We start from the raw sequence: 17,044 nt of genomic DNA, 5'->3' as shown, positions 1-17,044 counted from the left end.
CAACGGGACTCCGCTTTCAGGCGGTTCTTTTTATCATTCGTGTCGAGATACAGGAATTCTATAGTTTTATCTGTGGTTCCCATGCCATGCGGCCAGCGCCTATGCCGTTTTGTGACGGCATGGCAACCATTCGGCAAGATTTGAAAAGGGCCTGTCCATTGCGGGTCGAAAACCGGCCCGCTGCCTGTCAGGGCTTCAGCCGTATGACCGGGCACGTCGCTCCGGGCGCTGCCTCCGGCGCGTGCGGCGGGCGCACGATCAGGCCATCGGAATGGGCCAATATCTTCATCATGGATGAATCCTGCTTCGCATAGGCTTCCGCCACCAGCGCACCGTTTTCGTCCGTGCTGAGACGGGCGCGCAGATAGTCCTGCCGGTGGTCATTGGCTTTCAGCGGCGTCGCGGTGCGGGCTGTCGTGCTGCGCTCCGGCGGCGCACGGCGGGCGATCCTGCGGATCAGCGGCTCCAGGAAAAGCAGGCCGCAGACGAGGCTTGCGACCGGGTTTCCGGGCAGGCCGAGAACCTGCGTGCTGCCGATGGCGCCGACCATCAGCGGTTTTCCGGGCCGCATGGCGATGCGCCAGAAATCAAGCTGCATGCCTTCCGCCTTCAGAGCCGCCTGCACGAGATCATGGTCGCCGACGGAAGCGCCGCCAAGCGTCACCAGCACATCCACCCCGGCCGCAACGGCCTTGCCGATGGCGGCGCGGATGAGGCTGTCGTCATCGGGGATGATACCGAGATCGATAACCTCCGCACCCGCCTGCCGGGCCAGTGCGGCGACGCCGAACGTGTTGGAGGCGATGATCTGCGCGGGTTGCGGCGCGCTTCCCGGTGGCAGCAATTCGTCACCGGTGGCGAGAATGGCGATGCGCGGCTTGCGATAAACGGAAAGTGCCGCGTGGTTCATCGCCGCCGCCAGCGTCAGGTTGGTAAAGCCGAGTTGGCGGCCGGCTTCCAGAACCGTTTCGCCTTCAGTGAAATCCTGCCCGCGCGGGCGGATATGTCTCCCGGCGGTGACAGCGAAGGCGGTGCGAATTTTTCCGCCCTCTATCACTTCGGCATCTTCTTGAATGAGAACTGTATCGGCACCCTCAGGCACGGGTGCACCGGTGAAGATGCGCACCGCTTCATCTACTCCCACCGTGCCGGCAAAAGCATGGCCGGCGGCGGATTGACCGATGACGGTGAGGACCGAGCCGATCTCCGCCCCGTCGGCGCTGCGCAGCGCATAACCGTCCATGGCGGAGGCATCGAAGGGAGGCTGGGTAAGACGTGCGACCAGATCGGTCGCGAGAACGCGGCCATCGCATTCGGCAAGCGGCAGGGTCTCGCTGTCCGTTACCGGAACCGCTGCTTCCAGAAGGCGTGTGATGGCCTCGTCCACGGGCAGCAGCGGTTTCATTCAGCTCTCCTGTCGCCCGAAATCGCCAGCTTTGAAATCACCGGATTTGCCGCCGCTCTTTTCGAGAAGGCGGATGTTGACGATTTCCATCGCCTTGTCGGCGGCTTTCGCCATGTCATAGATCGTCAGGCAGGCGATGGAGACGGCGGTCAGCGCTTCCATTTCCACGCCGGTCTTGCCTGATAGTTTCACCATGGCCTCGACCCGCAGGCCGGGCAGGGCGGCGTCTTCGGTGATGTCCACCGCAACCTTGGTCAGCATCAGCGGGTGGCAGAGCGGAATGAGACTGGCCGTCTGCTTGGCGGCCATGATGCCGGCGAGGCGCGCGGTGCCGATGACGTCACCCTTCTTGGCATTGCCGTCGCGGATGAGCGCCAGCGTTTCCGGCTTCATCTTCACGAAGCCTTCGGCAACGGCGACACGGACGGTTTCGGCCTTGTCACCGACATCGACCATATGTGCTTCGCCGCTTGCATCGATATGGGTGAGCTTTTGGCCATCGCTCATTGGCGTTTTATTCCGCCGCCAGAATGCCGGACTGGCCGGTCAGCAGCGCCTTGGTGGCCGCCGTCACATCATCCTTGCGCATCAGGCTTTCGCCGACGAGGAAGGTGCTGATGCCGTTTTTTTCAAGACGCTTGCAGTCCTCGAAGGTGAAGATGCCGCTTTCGCCGACCAGCAGCTTGTCGGCCGGCACGAGGCCCGCCAGTTTCTCGCTGGTTTCGAGGCCGACCTCGAAGGTGCGGAGATTACGGTTGTTGATACCGAGAAGCGGCGAGTCGAGCTTGAGCGCCCGTTCCGTTTCTTCCTCATCGTGCACTTCGATCAGCACATCCATGCCAAGCGCGAAAGCTTCGTCCTCGAGGCGTTTTGCCTCGTCATCGGACAGCGAGGCCATGATGAGGAGAATGCAATCCGCGCCCCAGGCGCGGGCTTCATGCACCTGATAGGTATCGAACATGAAATCCTTGCGCAGGGCCGGCAGAGCGCAGGCATTGCGGGCGGCGGTCAGGAATTCCGGTGCGCCCTGAAAGCTCGGCGTATCCGTCAGGACCGAGAGACAGGCAGCGCCACCCGCCTCATAAGCGGCGGCCAGCGCGGGCGGGTCGAAATCGGGACGGATGAGGCCCTTGGAGGGGCTGGCCTTCTTGATTTCGGCGATGAGGCCGAACTTGCCTTCAGCCTGTTTCGCCCGAAGCGCCCGGTAAAAACCGCGCGGCGCGCTCTGTTCTGCAGCCATGGCCTTCAGATCGGCCAGCGAAACCTTCGCCTTGGCGGCGGCGATTTCCTCGAGCTTGTAGGTCTCGATCTTCTTGAGAATGTCGCTCATGGTCTCGCTCTCATTCCTGCCCTGAATTGGCTTCGTTGGATACGGCGACCAGACGGTCGAGTGCGGCGGCGGCCTTGCCGCTGTCAAGCGCATCGCTGGCAATCGTCATGGCCTGGCTCAGCGTCTCCGCCTTGCCGGCAATGACCAGAGCCGCAGCCGCGTTGCACAGCGATATGTCACGATAGGCGTTGCGCTGGCCGGAGAGAACCTCACGCAGCGCCGCTGCATTGGCAATGCCATCGCCGCCCTTGAGGTCGTTCATCTGTGCCGGCTCGACGCCAAAATCTTTCGGAGTCAGGTCGAAGGTGCGGATTTTGCCGTCTTCCAGGGCAGCCACATGAGTGACGCCCGTGGTGGTGACTTCATCCATGCCGTCGCCGTGGACGACCCAGATGCTTTCCGAACCGAGATCGCGCAGCACTTCGGCAAGCGGCACCAGCCAGCGTGGCGAAAAGACCCCGAGCAACTGACGTTTGGCACCGGCCGGATTGGAAAGGGGGCCGAGCAGATTGAAGATGGTGCGTGTGCCGAGTTCGACGCGGCTCGGGCCGACATGGCGCATGGCGGAATGGTGCATCTGCGCGAACATGAAACCGAGGCCGGCCTCGCTGATGCAGCGGGCGATGAGATCGGGGCCGATATCGAGCCTTACGCCCAGCGCGGACAGCGCATCGGCCGTGCCGGATTTGGAGCTCAGCGCCCGGTTACCGTGCTTGGCGACCGGCAGGCCTGTGCCGGCGGTGATAATCGAGGCCAGCGTCGAGATGTTGTAGGTGCCGATGCCATCACCGCCGGTTCCGACGATATCGATGGCATTGGCGGGGGCCGAAACTGGCAGCATGCGGGCGCGCATGGAAGAAACCGCGCCGACGATTTCGTCGACCGTTTCGCCACGCACACGCAGCGCCATCAGGAAACCGCCGATCTGCGACGGGGTGGCTTCGCCCGACATCAGAATGTCGAAAGCCGTGCGCGCATCGTCGCGGTTCAGGCTTTCTCCGTTCGCGACCTTGGCGATCAGCGGCTTCAGTTCGGCCATTTCTCGCCCCCCGGTTAGAAACCGACCATCGCCTGATCGGCGAGGGCCTGATTGATGGTCACACCATAATCATTCTGCAGACGGTTGACCATCTGGTCCAGCATGTCGTCGCCGGCGGCGCGGGCAATGGCGGCAAACTGCTGGTCGTCATTGGCAAGCGCGTCTGCAGGCGCATTGGTGTCAACCGAGGTGACCTTGAAGAGGATACGGCTGGAACCATCGGCATCGGCCGCGGTGCCGACCACGCCTTCGGCGCCCGAGAAGACGGCGGCGATCGTCTGGCGGCCGAAAATCGCATCCTCGCTGGTGCGGCGAAGGCCGGATTTCTGCTCGACCGCAAGGCTCAGCTCACCGGCGACGGCTTCCAGCGTTTCGCCCTTTTCAACCCGGGCTTTCAGCTCGTCGGCCTTGGCGGCAAGCGCGGTGCGCTGCTGCTCCGCCGTCCAGTCGGCCACGACGTCGTCGCGGACTTCGGCAAGCGTACGGTCGCGGGCGGGGATGATCTGCTCGACGTCGAACCAGATATAACCTTCACGGCCGAGATTGATTGGCAGGGCTTCGGTGCTGGGTTCGGTCTTGAAGACTTCCTGCGCCAGCTGCGGTGAGGGCAGGCCCTCAATCGCATCGCCCTTTTCATTGAGGCCGGCGGCATCGATGGCGTCAATGGTGACGGGCTTCAGGTTGAGCTGCTTGGCGGCATCAGAAAGCGAGGAGCCACCGGCGCGCAGGTCTTCGTAGCGATCGTGGACGTTCGTGACTTCCTCAGCCGCGGCCGCGGTTGCGAGGTCCTTGCGGATATCGTCCTTCGCTTCGTCAAGCGTGCGGGTGGTTTCCGGTTTGATGCCGGTGACGCGCAGAAGGATCGGGCCGAAGGAACCTTCAACCACCGGCGATACGCCGCCATCCTTCTGGATGGCGAAGGCAGCATCGGCAATCGACTGGTCGGGGAGGGTATCCTTGGTGAATTCGCCGAGGGTGACGTCGGAAGCGGTCTTGCCCTGATCCTTCACCACCTGGTCATAGGTTGTGTTGCCGAGCCTGATCTGCTCGGCGGCAGCGGCGGCCATTTCCTTGTCCGGGAAGGTCAGCTGCTCCACGGTGCGGCGGCCGGCGGTGCGGAAGCTGTCCTTGTGGCTGTTATAATAATCGGTGATCTGCGCGTCCGTTACCGAAGCGGGCTCGGCGATGTCAGACGGTTCCAGCTTCACATAGGTGAACTTGCGGAACTCCGGCGCGCGGTACTTCGACTTGTTGGTTTCGAACCACGGCGTGAGCACGTCGTCGCCCGGTGCCTTGACCGGCGGGATGACGGCGTTGGAGAGAATGACGTAATCGACGGCGCGCTGTTCGTTGCGATACTGCTTCAGCGCATCCACCAGCACCTGCGGTGCGGCAAAACCATCGGAGACGGCTTCTACGATCTGGCTTCGGACGGCAACCTTGCTGCGTTCCTTGATATAGTCATCTTCACGGAAACCGGAATTGCGCAGGCGCTCGCTGAAGAGATTACGGTCGAACTGGCCGTTGACCGACTTGAAGGCCGGGTCTTCGGCAATGAGCTTGGCAAGGCGATCTTCCGAAAGGCCGAGATTCATCTTGGATGCAAGCTCGTCAAGCGATGCCCCTGCCGCAAGCTGGCTGAAAACCTGGCGGTCGATGCCGAAGGCCTTGGCCTGTTCGGTCGTCAGCCTTGTGCCGAACTGGCGGCTGAGATCGGAAATCTGGCGCTGATAGGCAAGGCGGAATTCCTGCGGGCTGACCGTCTGGTCGCCCACCGTCATGACGGCGTGGGAATTGGCGGTGACAAGCGATGCGGAGACGCCCCAGACGCCAAACGAAACAACAAGCAGGAGAAGCAGCAGCTTGGCTGCCATGGTTCGAGAAGCATTTCTCAGGGAATCGAGCATCGTTATGCAAACCTCACAGGAACGTCGTTGCGGTCGCCGGCTGTCCGGCCCGTAACGTATCGGCGTTCCTTAAATCAATCCAAAGGGAAATTGAAGGGAATTTGCCTTGGAAAAACGGGGTTTTGAAAACGCTTGTGTGATTGAAGGGCGGTTTTTCCGCCGTCATCTTCTCCGCATTGCCCTGTGAGACGGCAAAACAAAACCGCCCGGAGGGTCCAGGCGGCTGCGAAGAATCATCTTAAAACGGCCTGAACCCGGTCTTCCGCGCTTAGAAAGCGCGGTCGCGCCGGATCATCGCCTTGAATTCCTCATCCTCACGCCGCATCTCTGCGACGACGGAGATCATTGATGTCACGAACATTACGCTGATCAGGGCCAGAAGCATCGTCAGAAATGTGAACATGATATCGTCTCCGGTCGTTTCGAGGAAATTCTCCCCGTTACTCAGTAATAATTCATATACTGGTAACGGGCGGTCAGCTGCGGGTAGTCCGGTCCCTGGGTTTCAGGCTTTTGCTCATAAAGGCTAAACGTCGTTGCTACCATTGCGATAACCAGTACTGTCCAGGCGGTGCTGATGACGCTGATTTTCGCCGAAGTAGACTGTTTTTCTCTTACAAACATCTGTCTGTTCCTTTGGTTTTTTATTAACGCACCATGTCTCGACATGTTCCGCGTTAACCGTAAAAATCGATTAGCATCGCCCCGGTGAAACTTCCTTGAATGGCTCGTTCATCTGGCGTTCAGGAAACTGGCTAAAGCCGTCAATCGAGGAAAAAATACTCGGCTGCGAATGACGAGATGACCGAAACGACGATCATGAAGGCCAGCATTTTCAATTCTCCGGAGGCTTAACGGGTGAGGGGCGTTTCGGTTTCCCGATGTTGTGCATTTAAACAAAATAGCTCTGAAACCGCACTGAACGGCCCGTTCATGCGCGGTTCACGCCACCCTTCCGGTTGTGGCGCGCGGTTATAAAGTCTTGCGCGACGTGGCTCTCCATGACAAAAGGCGGGCACATGATACCCAGCATCGAAGCGCGCCCACCACCTGAGAGCGATATGACGATTGCCTTTTATCCAGGATCATTCGATCCGATGACCAACGGACATCTGGATGTACTTATCCAGGCGCTGAACGTGGCGTCGAAAGTCATCGTTGCCGTCGGCATTCATCCCGGCAAGGCTCCGCTGTTCAGCTTCGAGGAGCGGGCGGCACTGATAAAGCAGGCGCTTGCCGAGCAGCTGCCCACCGAGGCGGCGCGCATGGAGGTCGTCTCCTTCGACAATCTGGTCGTGGATGCTGCCCGCCAGCATGGTGCGCATCTTTTGCTGCGCGGCCTTCGCGATGGCACCGATCTCGATTATGAAATGCAGATGGCCGGCATGAACCGCCAGATGGCGCCTGATATTCAGACCGTGTTCCTGCCCGCCGGCACCTCATCGCGACCCATTACAGCCACATTGGTCCGGCAGATCGCCGCCATGGGCGGCAATGTCGAAGCCTTCGTGCCGAAAGCCGTGCTTGAAGCCCTCAACGCCAAGCTGAAGCGCTGACTTCAGCCTTACATTCTGGAGCCAATCCGATGAAACTCGTTCGATTTGCCTTTGCCGGCGCCCTGTTTGCCGGTGCGCTTGCCGCCAGCACCTTTGCTTCGGCCGCCGAAATCCTCACCGTGCAGCTGAAGGACGGCCCTGTTGTCATCGAGCTGATGCCTGAGGTTGCGCCCAAGCACGTGGCGCAGATCGAGGCGCTGGCCAAGAAGGGCGCCTATGACAATGTCGCCTTCCACCGCGTCATCGACGGCTTCATGGCCCAGACCGGCGACGTGCAGTATGGCAACATGGAAAAGAGCTTCAACGCCCAGCGCGCGGGCACCGGCGGTTCCGACCTTCCGGATATTCCCGCCGAATTCTCCAAGACGCCATTCACGCGCGGCGTGGTTGGCATGGCCCGTTCCAGCGATCCGAATTCCGCCAATTCGCAGTTCTTCATCATGTTTGCCGACGGTCCGTTCCTGAACGGCCAGTACACCGTGGTCGGCAAGGTCGTGTCCGGCATGGAAGCCGTCGACAAGATCAAGCGCGGCGCCGGCGGCAACGGCGAAGTTTCCAACCCCGACCGGATGATCAAGGTCACCGTCGGCAAGAAGTAAGGTAGGGCAATAGAGCCCGAACAGAGGAGAATAACCATGGCCGAGATCAAGGATCCGGAAAACACCATCATCATGGAAACGACGACCGGCAAGGTCGTGATCCAGCTGCTTCCGGAAGTTGCGCCGGGCCACGTTGCCCGCATCAAGGAACTGGTATCGGAAGGCGCTTATGATGGCGTCGTGTTCCACCGCGTCATCGAAGACTTCATGGCCCAGACGGGCGACGTGAAGTTCGGCAAGAAGGGTTCGGAAAGCTTCAACCCGGCCCGCGCCGGCATGGGCGGCTCCGAAAAGGAAGACCTGAAGGCAGAATTCTCCGCCATCCCGCACGTTCGCGGCACCTGCTCCATGGCCCGTTCGCAGAGCCCGAACTCCGCCAACTCGCAGTTCTTCATCTGCTTCACGGATTCCCCGTGGCTCAACAAGCAGTACACCGTCTGGGGCCAGGTCATCGAGGGCATGGAAGCCATCGACAAGATCAAGCGCGGCGAGCCGGTGAAGGATCCCGATTCGATCGTTTCCATCAAGCTTGCTTCTGCGGCTTGAGAAATATTGCATCACACCGCTCCGCAGGCGACTGCGGGGCGGTTCGAATGTGAGAAGTGTTCGAACCTCTCCGTCGTCATCCTCGGGCTTGTCCCGAGGATCTAACCACGTTGACGTTGTGGATCGTTAGATCCTCGGGACAAGCCCGAGGATGACGCCTCGCTAGAGGAAGTCTTGTCACCACCTTCCACCCGCCCCACGCAATGCAGGGCGGGTTTTGATATTTTCGAGAGCCCTTGCAATGCGTGTAGACCTGTTCGATTTCGATCTGCCCGAGGAGAATATCGCCCTTCGCCCGGCGAACCCGCGCGATAGTGCGCGCCTGCTGGTGGTCGATCCGAATGAAAATCGCATGGAGGACCATCGCGTCTTCGACCTGCCGTCCTTCCTGAGGCCCGGCGATGCGCTTGTTTTCAACGACACCCGCGTCATTCCCGCCCAGCTGGAAGGCGTGCGCCTGCGCGAGGGTGCGCCGGAGACGGCGGTTTCCGCCACGCTGCACATGCGCGCCGACCAGTCCCGCTGGAAAGCCTTTGCCCGCCCCGGCAAGCGCATCAAGCAAGGCGACCGTATCCGTTTCGGCTACGAGCGCGACAATGCCTGCGGTCTTGCCCATCTGGAGGCGACCGTCGAGGAAAAGGGCGAGGATGGCGAGATTACGCTGCTGTTCGACGTTTCCGGCCCGGTGCTGGATGAGGCGATCGCCTCCGTCGGCCATATCCCGCTGCCGCCTTACATTGCCGCCAAGCGGCCGGAAGATGCGCAGGACCAGACGGACTACCAGACCATTTATGCCCGCGAGAAGGGCGCCGTTGCCGCGCCGACTGCCGGGCTGCATTTTACGCCTGACCTGTTTGCGGCGCTCGACAAGGCCGGCATCGAGCGGCATTTCGTCACCCTTCACGTTGGGGCAGGCACCTTCCTTCCGGTGAAGTCCGACGATACCGACGATCACAAGATGCATTTCGAGATCGGCCATGTTTCGCAGGAAACTGCTGACCGGCTGAATGCGGTTAAGGCGCGCGGCGGGCGCATTATCTGCGTCGGCACGACCTCGCTGCGCCTGATCGAAAGCGCTGCCGCCGAAGATGGCACTATCCATCCGTGGTCCGATGCGACCGGCATCTTCATCACGCCCGGATATCGTTTCCGCGCGGTCGATATGCTCATGACCAATTTCCACCTGCCGAAATCGACGCTGTTCATGCTGGTTTCGGCTTTCTGCGGTCTCGAAACGATGCGTGACGCTTATAAGCACGCCATCGAAACCGGATACCGCTTCTATTCCTATGGCGATTCCAGCCTGTTGTTCCGGAAAAACTGATGCACGACAAATTCACCTTCACCCTGAAAGCCACGAGCGGTGGCGCGCGCCTCGGCGAAGTCGCCATGCCGCGGGGCGTCATCCGCACGCCCGCCTTCATGCCGGTTGGCACTGTTGGCACCGTCAAGGCCATGTATCTCGATCAGGTGCGGGAACTGGGCGCCGATATCATTCTCGGCAATACCTATCACCTGATGCTGCGGCCGGGTCCTGAGCGTGTTGCGCGTCTTGGCGGTCTGCATGAGCTGATCCGCTGGCCGCACCCGATCCTCACCGACAGCGGCGGCTTCCAGGTGATGTCGCTTTCCGGCCTGCGCAAGCTCGACGAAAAGGGCGTGACCTTCAAGAGCCATGTGGACGGTTCGCTGCACCATATGTCGCCGGAACGCTCGATCGAAATCCAGGGCATGCTCGATTCGGATATCCAGATGCAGCTCGACGAATGCATTGCGCTGCCGGCCGAGCGCAAGGAAATCGAGCGCGCCATGGAAATGTCGCTGCGCTGGGCGGAACGCTGCCGCGTCGCCTTCGGCGAGCAGCCCGGCAAGGCCATGTTCGGCATCGTGCAGGGCGGCGACCAGCCGGATCTGCGCATCCGTTCCGCCGAAGGGCTGAAGCAGCTTGATCTCAAGGGTTATGCGGTCGGCGGCCTTGCCGTGGGCGAGCCGCAGGATGTGATGCTCGGCATGCTCGATATCACCCTGCCGGTGTTGCCCACCGAAAAGCCGCGTTACCTGATGGGCGTCGGCACGCCTGACGATATCCTGAAATCGGTGGCGCGCGGTATCGACATGTTCGACTGCGTGATGCCAACGCGCTCTGGCCGCCATGGGCTTGCCTTCACCCGTCGTGGCCGCGTCAACATCCGCAATGCGCGGCATGCCGAAGATATGCGCCCGCTGGACGAACAATCCAACTGCCCGGCCTCGCGCGATTATTCCCGCGCCTATCTGCATCATCTCACGCGTTCCAACGAAGCGCTGGGCGGCATGCTGCTCTCCTGGCACAATCTTGCCTATTATCAGGAGCTGATGCAGGGTATCCGCAAGTCGATCGAGGAAGGCCGTTTCGCCGATTTTTATGCGGAAACCATAGAGATGTGGGCGCGGGGCGACATAGACCCGGTTTAGTGGGTCGCGGAGTTTCTCCACACTCGACGTCATCCTCGGCCTTGTGCCGAGGATCTGCCGAGGTGGCTAAAATCAACGGGCGGCAGATCCTCGGGACAGGCCCGAGGATGACGACGGAGAGGTCTTCGCCACCCTGAAATCCTAATTCACCTTCTACGGATTTTTTCCTTGGCACATGCGCCTTACGTTCTTTTCCGGGATGATACGACCGGCGCGGTGACAGCCTTCACCGAGCCGGAAGAGATCATCGTCGCGGATGAGCCGCAGGCGTTTTTTGCCGCGCTGGAGCGCATGGAAGAACTGCGGCGTGCGGGAAAATATCTCGCCGGCTATATGTCCTACGAAGCCGGTTTCCTGTTCGAGCCGAAACTTGCGCCTTTTGCCGCTGAGCCCCGCAATGTGCCGTTTCTGAATTTCGGCGTCTTCTCCGGCCCGCAGCCGGATGAGGGTCGCTTTGCGCGGCCTGACGCGGTGCCGGATGCGGACGCGTTTCTTGTCGATCCGGTAGCGGCATGGACGCTTCCCGAATACAAACAACGCTTCGAGCAATTGCACGACCATCTGCGCCGGGGTGATTGCTACCAGGGCAATCTGACCATGCCGGTGCATGCCCGCTGGAACGGTGATCCACTGACGGCGTTCTGGTCACTGATCGAACGGCAGCCGGTGAAATACGGCGCGCTGGTCGATCTCGGCGGCCCGGTCATCCTGTCACGGTCGCCGGAACTGTTTTTCTCGGTCGATGGCGAGGGTTTCATCGAAACCCACCCGATGAAGGGAACGACACCGCGCGGGGCGGATGCGGAAGAGGACCGGGCGATTATCGCGGCGATGCTTGCGGACGAAAAGACGCTCGCCGAAAACCGCATGATCGTCGATCTGCTGCGCAACGACATTTCCCGCATCACCGAAGTCGGCAGTCTCGATGTGCCGCGCCTGTTCGATATCGAGACCTATCCGACCGTGCATCAGATGGTCAGCCACGTCCGGGCGAAGCTTCTGCCCGAAGTGACCGTGGAGGACATCTTCGCGGCGCTGTTTCCCTGCGGCTCGGTCACTGGTGCACCAAAAATGTGGGCAATGAAAATCCTGCGCGAACTGGAAGCGTCGTCGCGAAACGCCTATTGCGGTGCGATCGGCTTCATGTCTCCTAATGGTGAGATGCGCTTTTCGGTGGCGATCCGCACGATGACGCTGTTCGATGACGGCCGCGCGGTGTTTAGTGTCGGCGGCGGCATCGTGTTCGATTCCGTGGCTGAGGCCGAATATGACGAATGCCTGCTGAAGTCGAAATTCGCCGTGGGTGACAGGTTGTTGCGGCAAATACCCGGGTCTGCATAAAATCATGCGATCGTAAAAATCTCTGCGCTTGAAAAAATACGTAAAATGCGTATTTTGCGTAAAAAGGAGACTGCGGTTATGGTGCAAACGATAAGAGTTCCAGCGACCGAGTTCGCGCGTAAATTTACGACGTTCCGGGAACAGGTGCAGTCGGCAGGCGTGATTGAAGTCACTGCCCATAATCGTACGATTGGCGCCTTCCTTTCCGCCACGGAACTCGATCATTATCGGAAAATGCAGAGACGCGAACGTGAAGTCATCAAAGTGAACGAGATGGATGAGGACACGATGGCGTCGATCATGAACGCCGAATACGGCAAAGCATCCGAGTGAGTTATCCCGCGCCGGTTCCGGGCCTCATAGTTCGATATAACTATCTGTGGTATAAGGAAAAAAGCGAAGGCATGACTGTCGGGCACAGGGACAGGCCTTGTGCCATCATTGTATATCACTCCAGGTCCAATGACACGATCGTTGTACCCATCACGCACTCTCCGCCCGATCTGGGCGAGGAAGACACATCTATCGAAATTCCGGCTGAACTCCGTCTTCAACTGGGGCTGGATGATGAGGCCAATTGGGTCCGGGTGAGCGAGGTCAATCGATTCGAATGGCCCGGCATTCACTTGAGGACGCTTCCCTCGGATCCCAGCCGATATGACTACGGCATGATCCCCCAAGAGTTCTTCGAGCAGATCAAAGGCAAACTTCTTGATACGATGAAGAAAGGGCGCGTGGCTCAGGCAAAGCGCTGAGTGGCAGTCATGGAAAACAAGTCGTCGCGTGCCCTCAGCGCGCGATCACCTCAAACGCCCCATCCTCTACCAGCACTTCCTTCGCCGCCGGGTGGCTGAGAAAGCCCACGGGGCTGGCGCTTGCGCCATAGGCTCCGGATTGCAGGAAAGCGACGAGATCGCCGGCCTTCAGTTTCGGCAGCACCGCATTGCGGGCCAGCGTGTCGAGCGGAGTGCAGAGCGGGCCGACGATGGTTGCCGTCTCGTCATGCGCCGCCTGCATCATGGCCGGTGCGACGATGGGGTAATTGCGTTTGACGATCTGGCCGAGATTGCCGGAGGCTGCAAGGTGATGGTGCATGCCCCCATCCGTCACCACGAAGGTGGTGCCGCGTGAGGTCTTTACGGAATTGACTTCCGCCACATAGAGGCCGCCGGCGCCGGCGAGGAAGCGGCCGGGTTCGACGATGATATGGGCATCGGCGATCAGCGGATGCGCCAACATCAAGGCGTTGAGATCGGGAATGGCGGCTGCCACCTTCGCAAGATCGAGCGGCGTTTCCCCTGTGAAATAGGGGATGCCGAGGCCGCCGCCGAGATCGATGGTTTCAAGCGGTTTGCCGAGCATTTCGGCCATGCGCGCGGCAAGGGAAATGGCGTGTCTCCATTGCGAGACAAGCATGTCGGCATCGAGGATCTGCGTGCCGCCGTAAATATGGACGCCGACGAGATCGATATGCCTGATGTCCTTAAACAGCGGCAGGACGTTTTCCAGCTCTTCCTCGTCGAAACCGAAGGCCGTGGCCTTGCCGCCCATGCGCATGGCGCCCGCCTGGGCATCCGGCACCGGATTGATGCGGATCGAGGCCTTGACCGGCTTGCCGATTGTTTCGATGCGGGCGATTTCCTCGGCGCTCTCGATGTGGATTTCGCCGATGCCGCCCTCTATCACCTCCAGCAACTCGACCTTGCGTTTGCCGGGGCCGGCGAAGATGATTTTTTCCGGTGGCACGCCTGCCTTCACGGCAGCGCGATATTCACCGACGGAAGCGATTTCCGCACCGGTGCCCTCTTGCCGGAAAAGCGAGATGATGGCGGGCAGGGGATTGGCCTTTACCGAATAATAGATATCGGCAAAGCCGCCGAGCGCCTGTCTGAGATCGCGGCAGGCGCGGCGCATGGCGCTGGCATCATAAAGGAAGCACGGCGTTCCGGTCTCGGTAACGATCTCGCGCACTGCAAGGCCGCCGATGACAAGATCGTTTTCGTTGACCGTAAATTGCGCGGCCGCAAGGGCCGGGCCGTGGCTCTGGGGTTTATCCGTGGGCGCCATTGTCCGTCCGTTCGCGCACCAGCGCGCGGTAATCCACCTTGCCATTGGCGGTGATCGGCAGCTGCTCGACCAGTTCGATGGCGCGCGGGATCATGAAGGGAGCGAGCATTTCGGCGGCCTTCTTCAGCGCTGCCGAAACATCGATATTCTCATTGGCGGCCGTTGCCACCGCATGCACCTTTTCGCCGGCAAAGGGGTCCGGCAGGCCGATGACGGCCACCTCACGGAAAAGCCCCGTCGACATCAGGCTTTCCTCCACCTCGGTCGGGCTGATGCGATAGCCGGATGATTTGATCATCGCATCGTTGCGGGCAACGAAGCTGAAGAATCCATCCTCGTCCTCCACCGCCAGATCGCCGGAATAACACACGGTCTCGCCGCCGCGTGATGCCGGAATGAATGGGTGAGGGCGCAGCACTTTGGCGGTGTCTTCCGGCCGGTTCCAGTAACCGAGGGAAACGGTCGGGCCGCGATGGACGAGAATGCCGGGTTCGCCCGGCTTTGCCCTTTGTCCCTCGGCGGTGACGATGAAGATTTCGCATTCCGGGATGGCCTTGCCGATGGAGGTCGGGCGGCGGTCGATTTCATCAGGCGGCAGGAAAGTCGAACGGAAGGCTTCGGTCAGGCCATACATCAGGTAGATTTTCGTGTCCGGCAGCTTTTCGCGTAAGGCCTTCACCGTTTCCTGCGGCACGCGGCCGCCGGAATTGGTGACGTAGCGCAGATTGGGCAGCGGTGTCCTGGCGAGCGATGGGGCCGCCCGCGTCAGGATCGCCCAGACGGTCGGAACGCCGGCAAGCCCGGTAATGGCATGATCGCGTAAATCCCTGACGATATCGTCGCCCAGCCGGAACGTGGAGATGATGGTTGCCGCCCCCTGTTCCACCGCCGTCAGCAGTTGGTTCAGGCCGTAATCGAAGCTGAAGGGCAAAAGCGAGAGAATGCGGTCTTTGCCGGTAATATCAAGATAGGTGCGCACGATGCGCGCGCCGGCCAGAAGATTGCGGTGCGACAGCATCACGCCCTTGGGCGAGCCGGTGGAGCCGGATGTATAGAGGATTGCCGCAAGGTCTTCGCCAATCGCCGTGGAGGTTTTGGCAGGCTCCGCCGGGCGGCTGTCGATATCTTCCGCCAGCAGCACGGTGACTTCGGCGAGGTCTTCCAGCGCTGCATTCAGCTCATCCGCCATCGCGGCACTGCTGATGACGATTTTCGCGCCGCAATCCCTGACGATATGGCGGATCTGCTGCGCCTTCAGAAGCGTGTTGACCGGCACGAAGACGCAGGACGCCATGCTCACGCCGAAGATCGCCCAGCATTCCTCAAGGCCGCGTGGCAGGAAGATGACGATGCGGTCGCCGCGCTCTGCTCCAGCTTGCTGCAATGCCGCCGCGCAACGCGTGGCCGCTTCGGCGAAATCGTGATAGCTCAGCGATTTTTCTTTATAGACCAGCGCCTCATCGTTGCTTTGCGCCCTTGCGGTGAGCAGGTGGTGCAGCAGGACGTGTGGTGTCATCGCCTCCGTTCCTGCGTGACGAAGGCGATCAGGTCGGCAGGCGTGCCGAGATTTTCGGGGGTGAAATGCTCATCGTTGAGAATGATGCCGAAATCTTCGCCGAGAAAGATCATCAGCTCGAGAAAGCCGAGCGAATCGATCACGCCGCCTTCGAGCAGCTGCGTATCGGCGGAGAAGGGGGCGTAGGCGGGAAAACGCTTGGCAAGATAGGAATAAATGGTGTCCGCAACGTTGATTTCATTCATTTTCGCTGCAAGCATGGTTGCTCTCCGATTTCCCGCGTGTTTCCCATAAGCTCCGTCCGAACCGGCACTTATTCGTAGAGGTTATGATTCTATCGTGCCGGATAGAGTTCACTAAAGTACCCTGGGTGGCAATAACACCAATTCTGAGTATGTTTCGTTAATAAAACGTGGGTTCCATGCGCCTTTTACTTGTATTGGCGCGGATTTATGCACGGCGAACCCGACGGCATTTCGCTCCTCGCCAAGTGCTGCCATGGTCAGGGCAAGCCGGCCACGGCCAAGAAGATGTCGGGCGATCGCGGTTATGTGCCTTTGCGCGACGCGCCGGTCCTCGCAATAGATGAGGCGTGCGGAGGGCAGTCTTTTGGTCGTTGTTTTTAAGAACACCAGCGGATGATGCCGGCCATCCGCCTGCATGACCGCCACGACGCAGCCGAGATGCGCATGGTCCTCCAGCATTTCGCGGGTTGCGGCAGGCAGCGCGCCGGGCGGCACGTCAGCCAGCGGGCGCAGCCGCGCCGAGGTGCGGCCGAGCGCCCTTAGCGGCAGGGGGTAAAAAAGCGTGCAGTCGGTCACCGTTGAAAACCCCAGCCTCTCGTTCAGCTTGCAGGCTTCGGCGGACGGGGTGAAATCGGTGAAGATGTCTTCGTCGGAGGATGTCGCCATTTGCAGCATGCGCGGTGCAAACCACCGGCAGGAAGGCTCGACATACCAACTCGACAGGTTGACGGCGATCCTGTCGGTGTCGGGAAGGCGGTTCCGGATCGTCAGAAGAACGCCGGCAGCGTCCTCGCCCTTCATCAGCAATTGTCCGATCGCGCCGAGGTTCTGCCGTTCATGATGGTCGTTTATGAGCGACAATCCGCGCGACCAGAAGGCCTCGCCCTTTTCGGGGAAACCTTTCGTCAAAAGGGCAACGGCGGCAACGCGGTTCCCGTTGTCGATCGGTACGGTTTTCAGAGGTCGCTCTCCGCTGTCGGCATCGTTTTGGACCGGGAGAGATTTTTCAACCCCACCGCGCAATATCGGCTTACGACGA

Annotated in this window: 19 protein-coding genes; 8 read left to right on the top strand and 11 right to left on the bottom strand. The window is 60.5% G+C overall.

Features of this window, described 5'->3' with window-relative positions; all coding sequences use genetic code 11:
- Positions 1–187: 187 nt before the first annotated feature.
- The 7 genes from glp to CFBP5499_RS07510 form a co-directional block, all read right to left on the bottom strand.
- Positions 188–1,405 carry a gephyrin-like molybdotransferase Glp gene (gene glp / locus CFBP5499_RS07540; RefSeq protein WP_080824985.1) on the bottom strand — a complete coding sequence of 406 codons (1,218 nt, stop codon included), beginning with the start codon at positions 1,403–1,405 and terminating at the stop codon, positions 188–190.
- Entirely contained in the window at positions 1,406–1,912 is a 507-nt protein-coding gene (moaC, locus tag CFBP5499_RS07535; RefSeq protein WP_080824986.1) for a cyclic pyranopterin monophosphate synthase MoaC, read from the bottom strand. It lies immediately after the preceding gene.
- Between the two features lie 7 nt (positions 1,913–1,919).
- The gene (trpC, locus tag CFBP5499_RS07530) at positions 1,920–2,735 is read right to left on the bottom strand and encodes an indole-3-glycerol phosphate synthase TrpC (protein ID WP_080824987.1); all 816 of its coding nucleotides are present in this window, start codon (positions 2,733–2,735) and stop codon (positions 1,920–1,922) included.
- A 10-nt stretch (positions 2,736–2,745) separates the two neighbouring features.
- Positions 2,746–3,774 carry an anthranilate phosphoribosyltransferase gene (gene trpD, locus CFBP5499_RS07525; protein ID WP_080824988.1) on the bottom strand — a complete coding sequence of 343 codons (1,029 nt, stop codon included), beginning with the start codon at positions 3,772–3,774 and terminating at the stop codon, positions 2,746–2,748.
- A gap of 14 nt (positions 3,775–3,788) precedes the next feature.
- Positions 3,789–5,648, bottom strand: a complete 1,860-nt coding sequence (locus tag CFBP5499_RS07520) for a peptidyl-prolyl cis-trans isomerase (RefSeq protein WP_233284185.1) — start codon at positions 5,646–5,648, stop codon at positions 3,789–3,791.
- A gap of 301 nt (positions 5,649–5,949) precedes the next feature.
- Entirely contained in the window at positions 5,950–6,084 is a 135-nt protein-coding gene (locus CFBP5499_RS30780) for a hypothetical protein (RefSeq protein ID WP_256387174.1), read from the bottom strand.
- A gap of 41 nt (positions 6,085–6,125) precedes the next feature.
- Positions 6,126–6,305, bottom strand: coding sequence for a hypothetical protein (locus tag CFBP5499_RS07510; protein WP_003503030.1), 180 nt, complete (start codon positions 6,303–6,305; stop codon positions 6,126–6,128).
- Positions 6,306–6,742: 437 nt separating this feature from the next.
- Between CFBP5499_RS07510 and coaD the strand changes: the two genes are divergently transcribed.
- From coaD to CFBP5499_RS07465, 8 genes are all read left to right on the top strand, one after another.
- On the top strand, positions 6,743–7,237 hold the full coding sequence (coaD, locus tag CFBP5499_RS07500; protein ID WP_080824993.1) for a pantetheine-phosphate adenylyltransferase: 495 nt from the start codon (positions 6,743–6,745) through the stop codon (positions 7,235–7,237).
- A 29-nt stretch (positions 7,238–7,266) separates the two neighbouring features.
- On the top strand, positions 7,267–7,836 hold the full coding sequence (locus CFBP5499_RS07495; protein WP_080824994.1) for a peptidylprolyl isomerase: 570 nt from the start codon (positions 7,267–7,269) through the stop codon (positions 7,834–7,836).
- Between the two features lie 36 nt (positions 7,837–7,872).
- Entirely contained in the window at positions 7,873–8,382 is a 510-nt protein-coding gene (locus tag CFBP5499_RS07490) for a peptidylprolyl isomerase (protein ID WP_080824995.1), read from the top strand.
- 241 nt (positions 8,383–8,623) lie between these two features.
- Entirely contained in the window at positions 8,624–9,706 is a 1,083-nt protein-coding gene (gene queA, locus CFBP5499_RS07485; protein ID WP_080824996.1) for a tRNA preQ1(34) S-adenosylmethionine ribosyltransferase-isomerase QueA, read from the top strand.
- Positions 9,706–10,836 carry a tRNA guanosine(34) transglycosylase Tgt gene (tgt, locus tag CFBP5499_RS07480; protein WP_045024749.1) on the top strand — a complete coding sequence of 377 codons (1,131 nt, stop codon included), beginning with the start codon at positions 9,706–9,708 and terminating at the stop codon, positions 10,834–10,836. The genes queA and tgt overlap by 1 nt, the downstream gene beginning before the upstream one ends.
- 168 nt (positions 10,837–11,004) lie before the next feature.
- Positions 11,005–12,177 (top strand): aminodeoxychorismate synthase component I, encoded by a 1,173-nt coding sequence (locus CFBP5499_RS07475; RefSeq protein WP_080824997.1) that lies wholly within the window; start codon positions 11,005–11,007, stop codon positions 12,175–12,177.
- A gap of 78 nt (positions 12,178–12,255) precedes the next feature.
- The gene (locus tag CFBP5499_RS07470) at positions 12,256–12,510 is read left to right on the top strand and encodes a hypothetical protein (RefSeq protein ID WP_080827309.1); all 255 of its coding nucleotides are present in this window, start codon (positions 12,256–12,258) and stop codon (positions 12,508–12,510) included.
- Positions 12,511–12,581: 71 nt separating this feature from the next.
- On the top strand, positions 12,582–12,932 hold the full coding sequence (locus tag CFBP5499_RS07465; protein WP_233284184.1) for a hypothetical protein: 351 nt from the start codon (positions 12,582–12,584) through the stop codon (positions 12,930–12,932).
- A gap of 34 nt (positions 12,933–12,966) precedes the next feature.
- On the opposite strand, the gene CFBP5499_RS07460 is transcribed toward CFBP5499_RS07465, so the two are convergent.
- The 4 genes from CFBP5499_RS07460 to CFBP5499_RS07445 all read right to left on the bottom strand — a co-directional run bounded on the left by CFBP5499_RS07460 (position 12,967) and on the right by CFBP5499_RS07445 (position 16,866).
- The gene (locus CFBP5499_RS07460) at positions 12,967–14,244 is read right to left on the bottom strand and encodes a type III PLP-dependent enzyme (protein ID WP_175416649.1); all 1,278 of its coding nucleotides are present in this window, start codon (positions 14,242–14,244) and stop codon (positions 12,967–12,969) included.
- Positions 14,228–15,760 carry an AMP-binding protein gene (locus tag CFBP5499_RS07455; RefSeq protein ID WP_080824999.1) on the bottom strand — a complete coding sequence of 511 codons (1,533 nt, stop codon included), beginning with the start codon at positions 15,758–15,760 and terminating at the stop codon, positions 14,228–14,230. Before CFBP5499_RS07455 ends, CFBP5499_RS07460 begins: the two co-directional genes overlap by 17 nt.
- Complete coding sequence (locus CFBP5499_RS07450; protein WP_080825000.1) at positions 15,757–16,020, bottom strand: acyl carrier protein; 264 nt, start codon at positions 16,018–16,020, stop codon at positions 15,757–15,759. Before CFBP5499_RS07450 ends, CFBP5499_RS07455 begins: the two co-directional genes overlap by 4 nt.
- A 96-nt stretch (positions 16,021–16,116) precedes the next feature.
- Positions 16,117–16,866, bottom strand: a complete 750-nt coding sequence (locus CFBP5499_RS07445; protein WP_175416770.1) for a hypothetical protein — start codon at positions 16,864–16,866, stop codon at positions 16,117–16,119.
- Between the last annotated feature and the right edge of the window lie 178 nt (positions 16,867–17,044).

The sequence above is a fragment of the Agrobacterium tumefaciens genome (genome assembly GCF_005221325.1).
GTDB lineage: Bacteria > Pseudomonadota > Alphaproteobacteria > Rhizobiales > Rhizobiaceae > Agrobacterium.
This window is presented reverse-complemented; position numbering and strand designations above follow the sequence as displayed.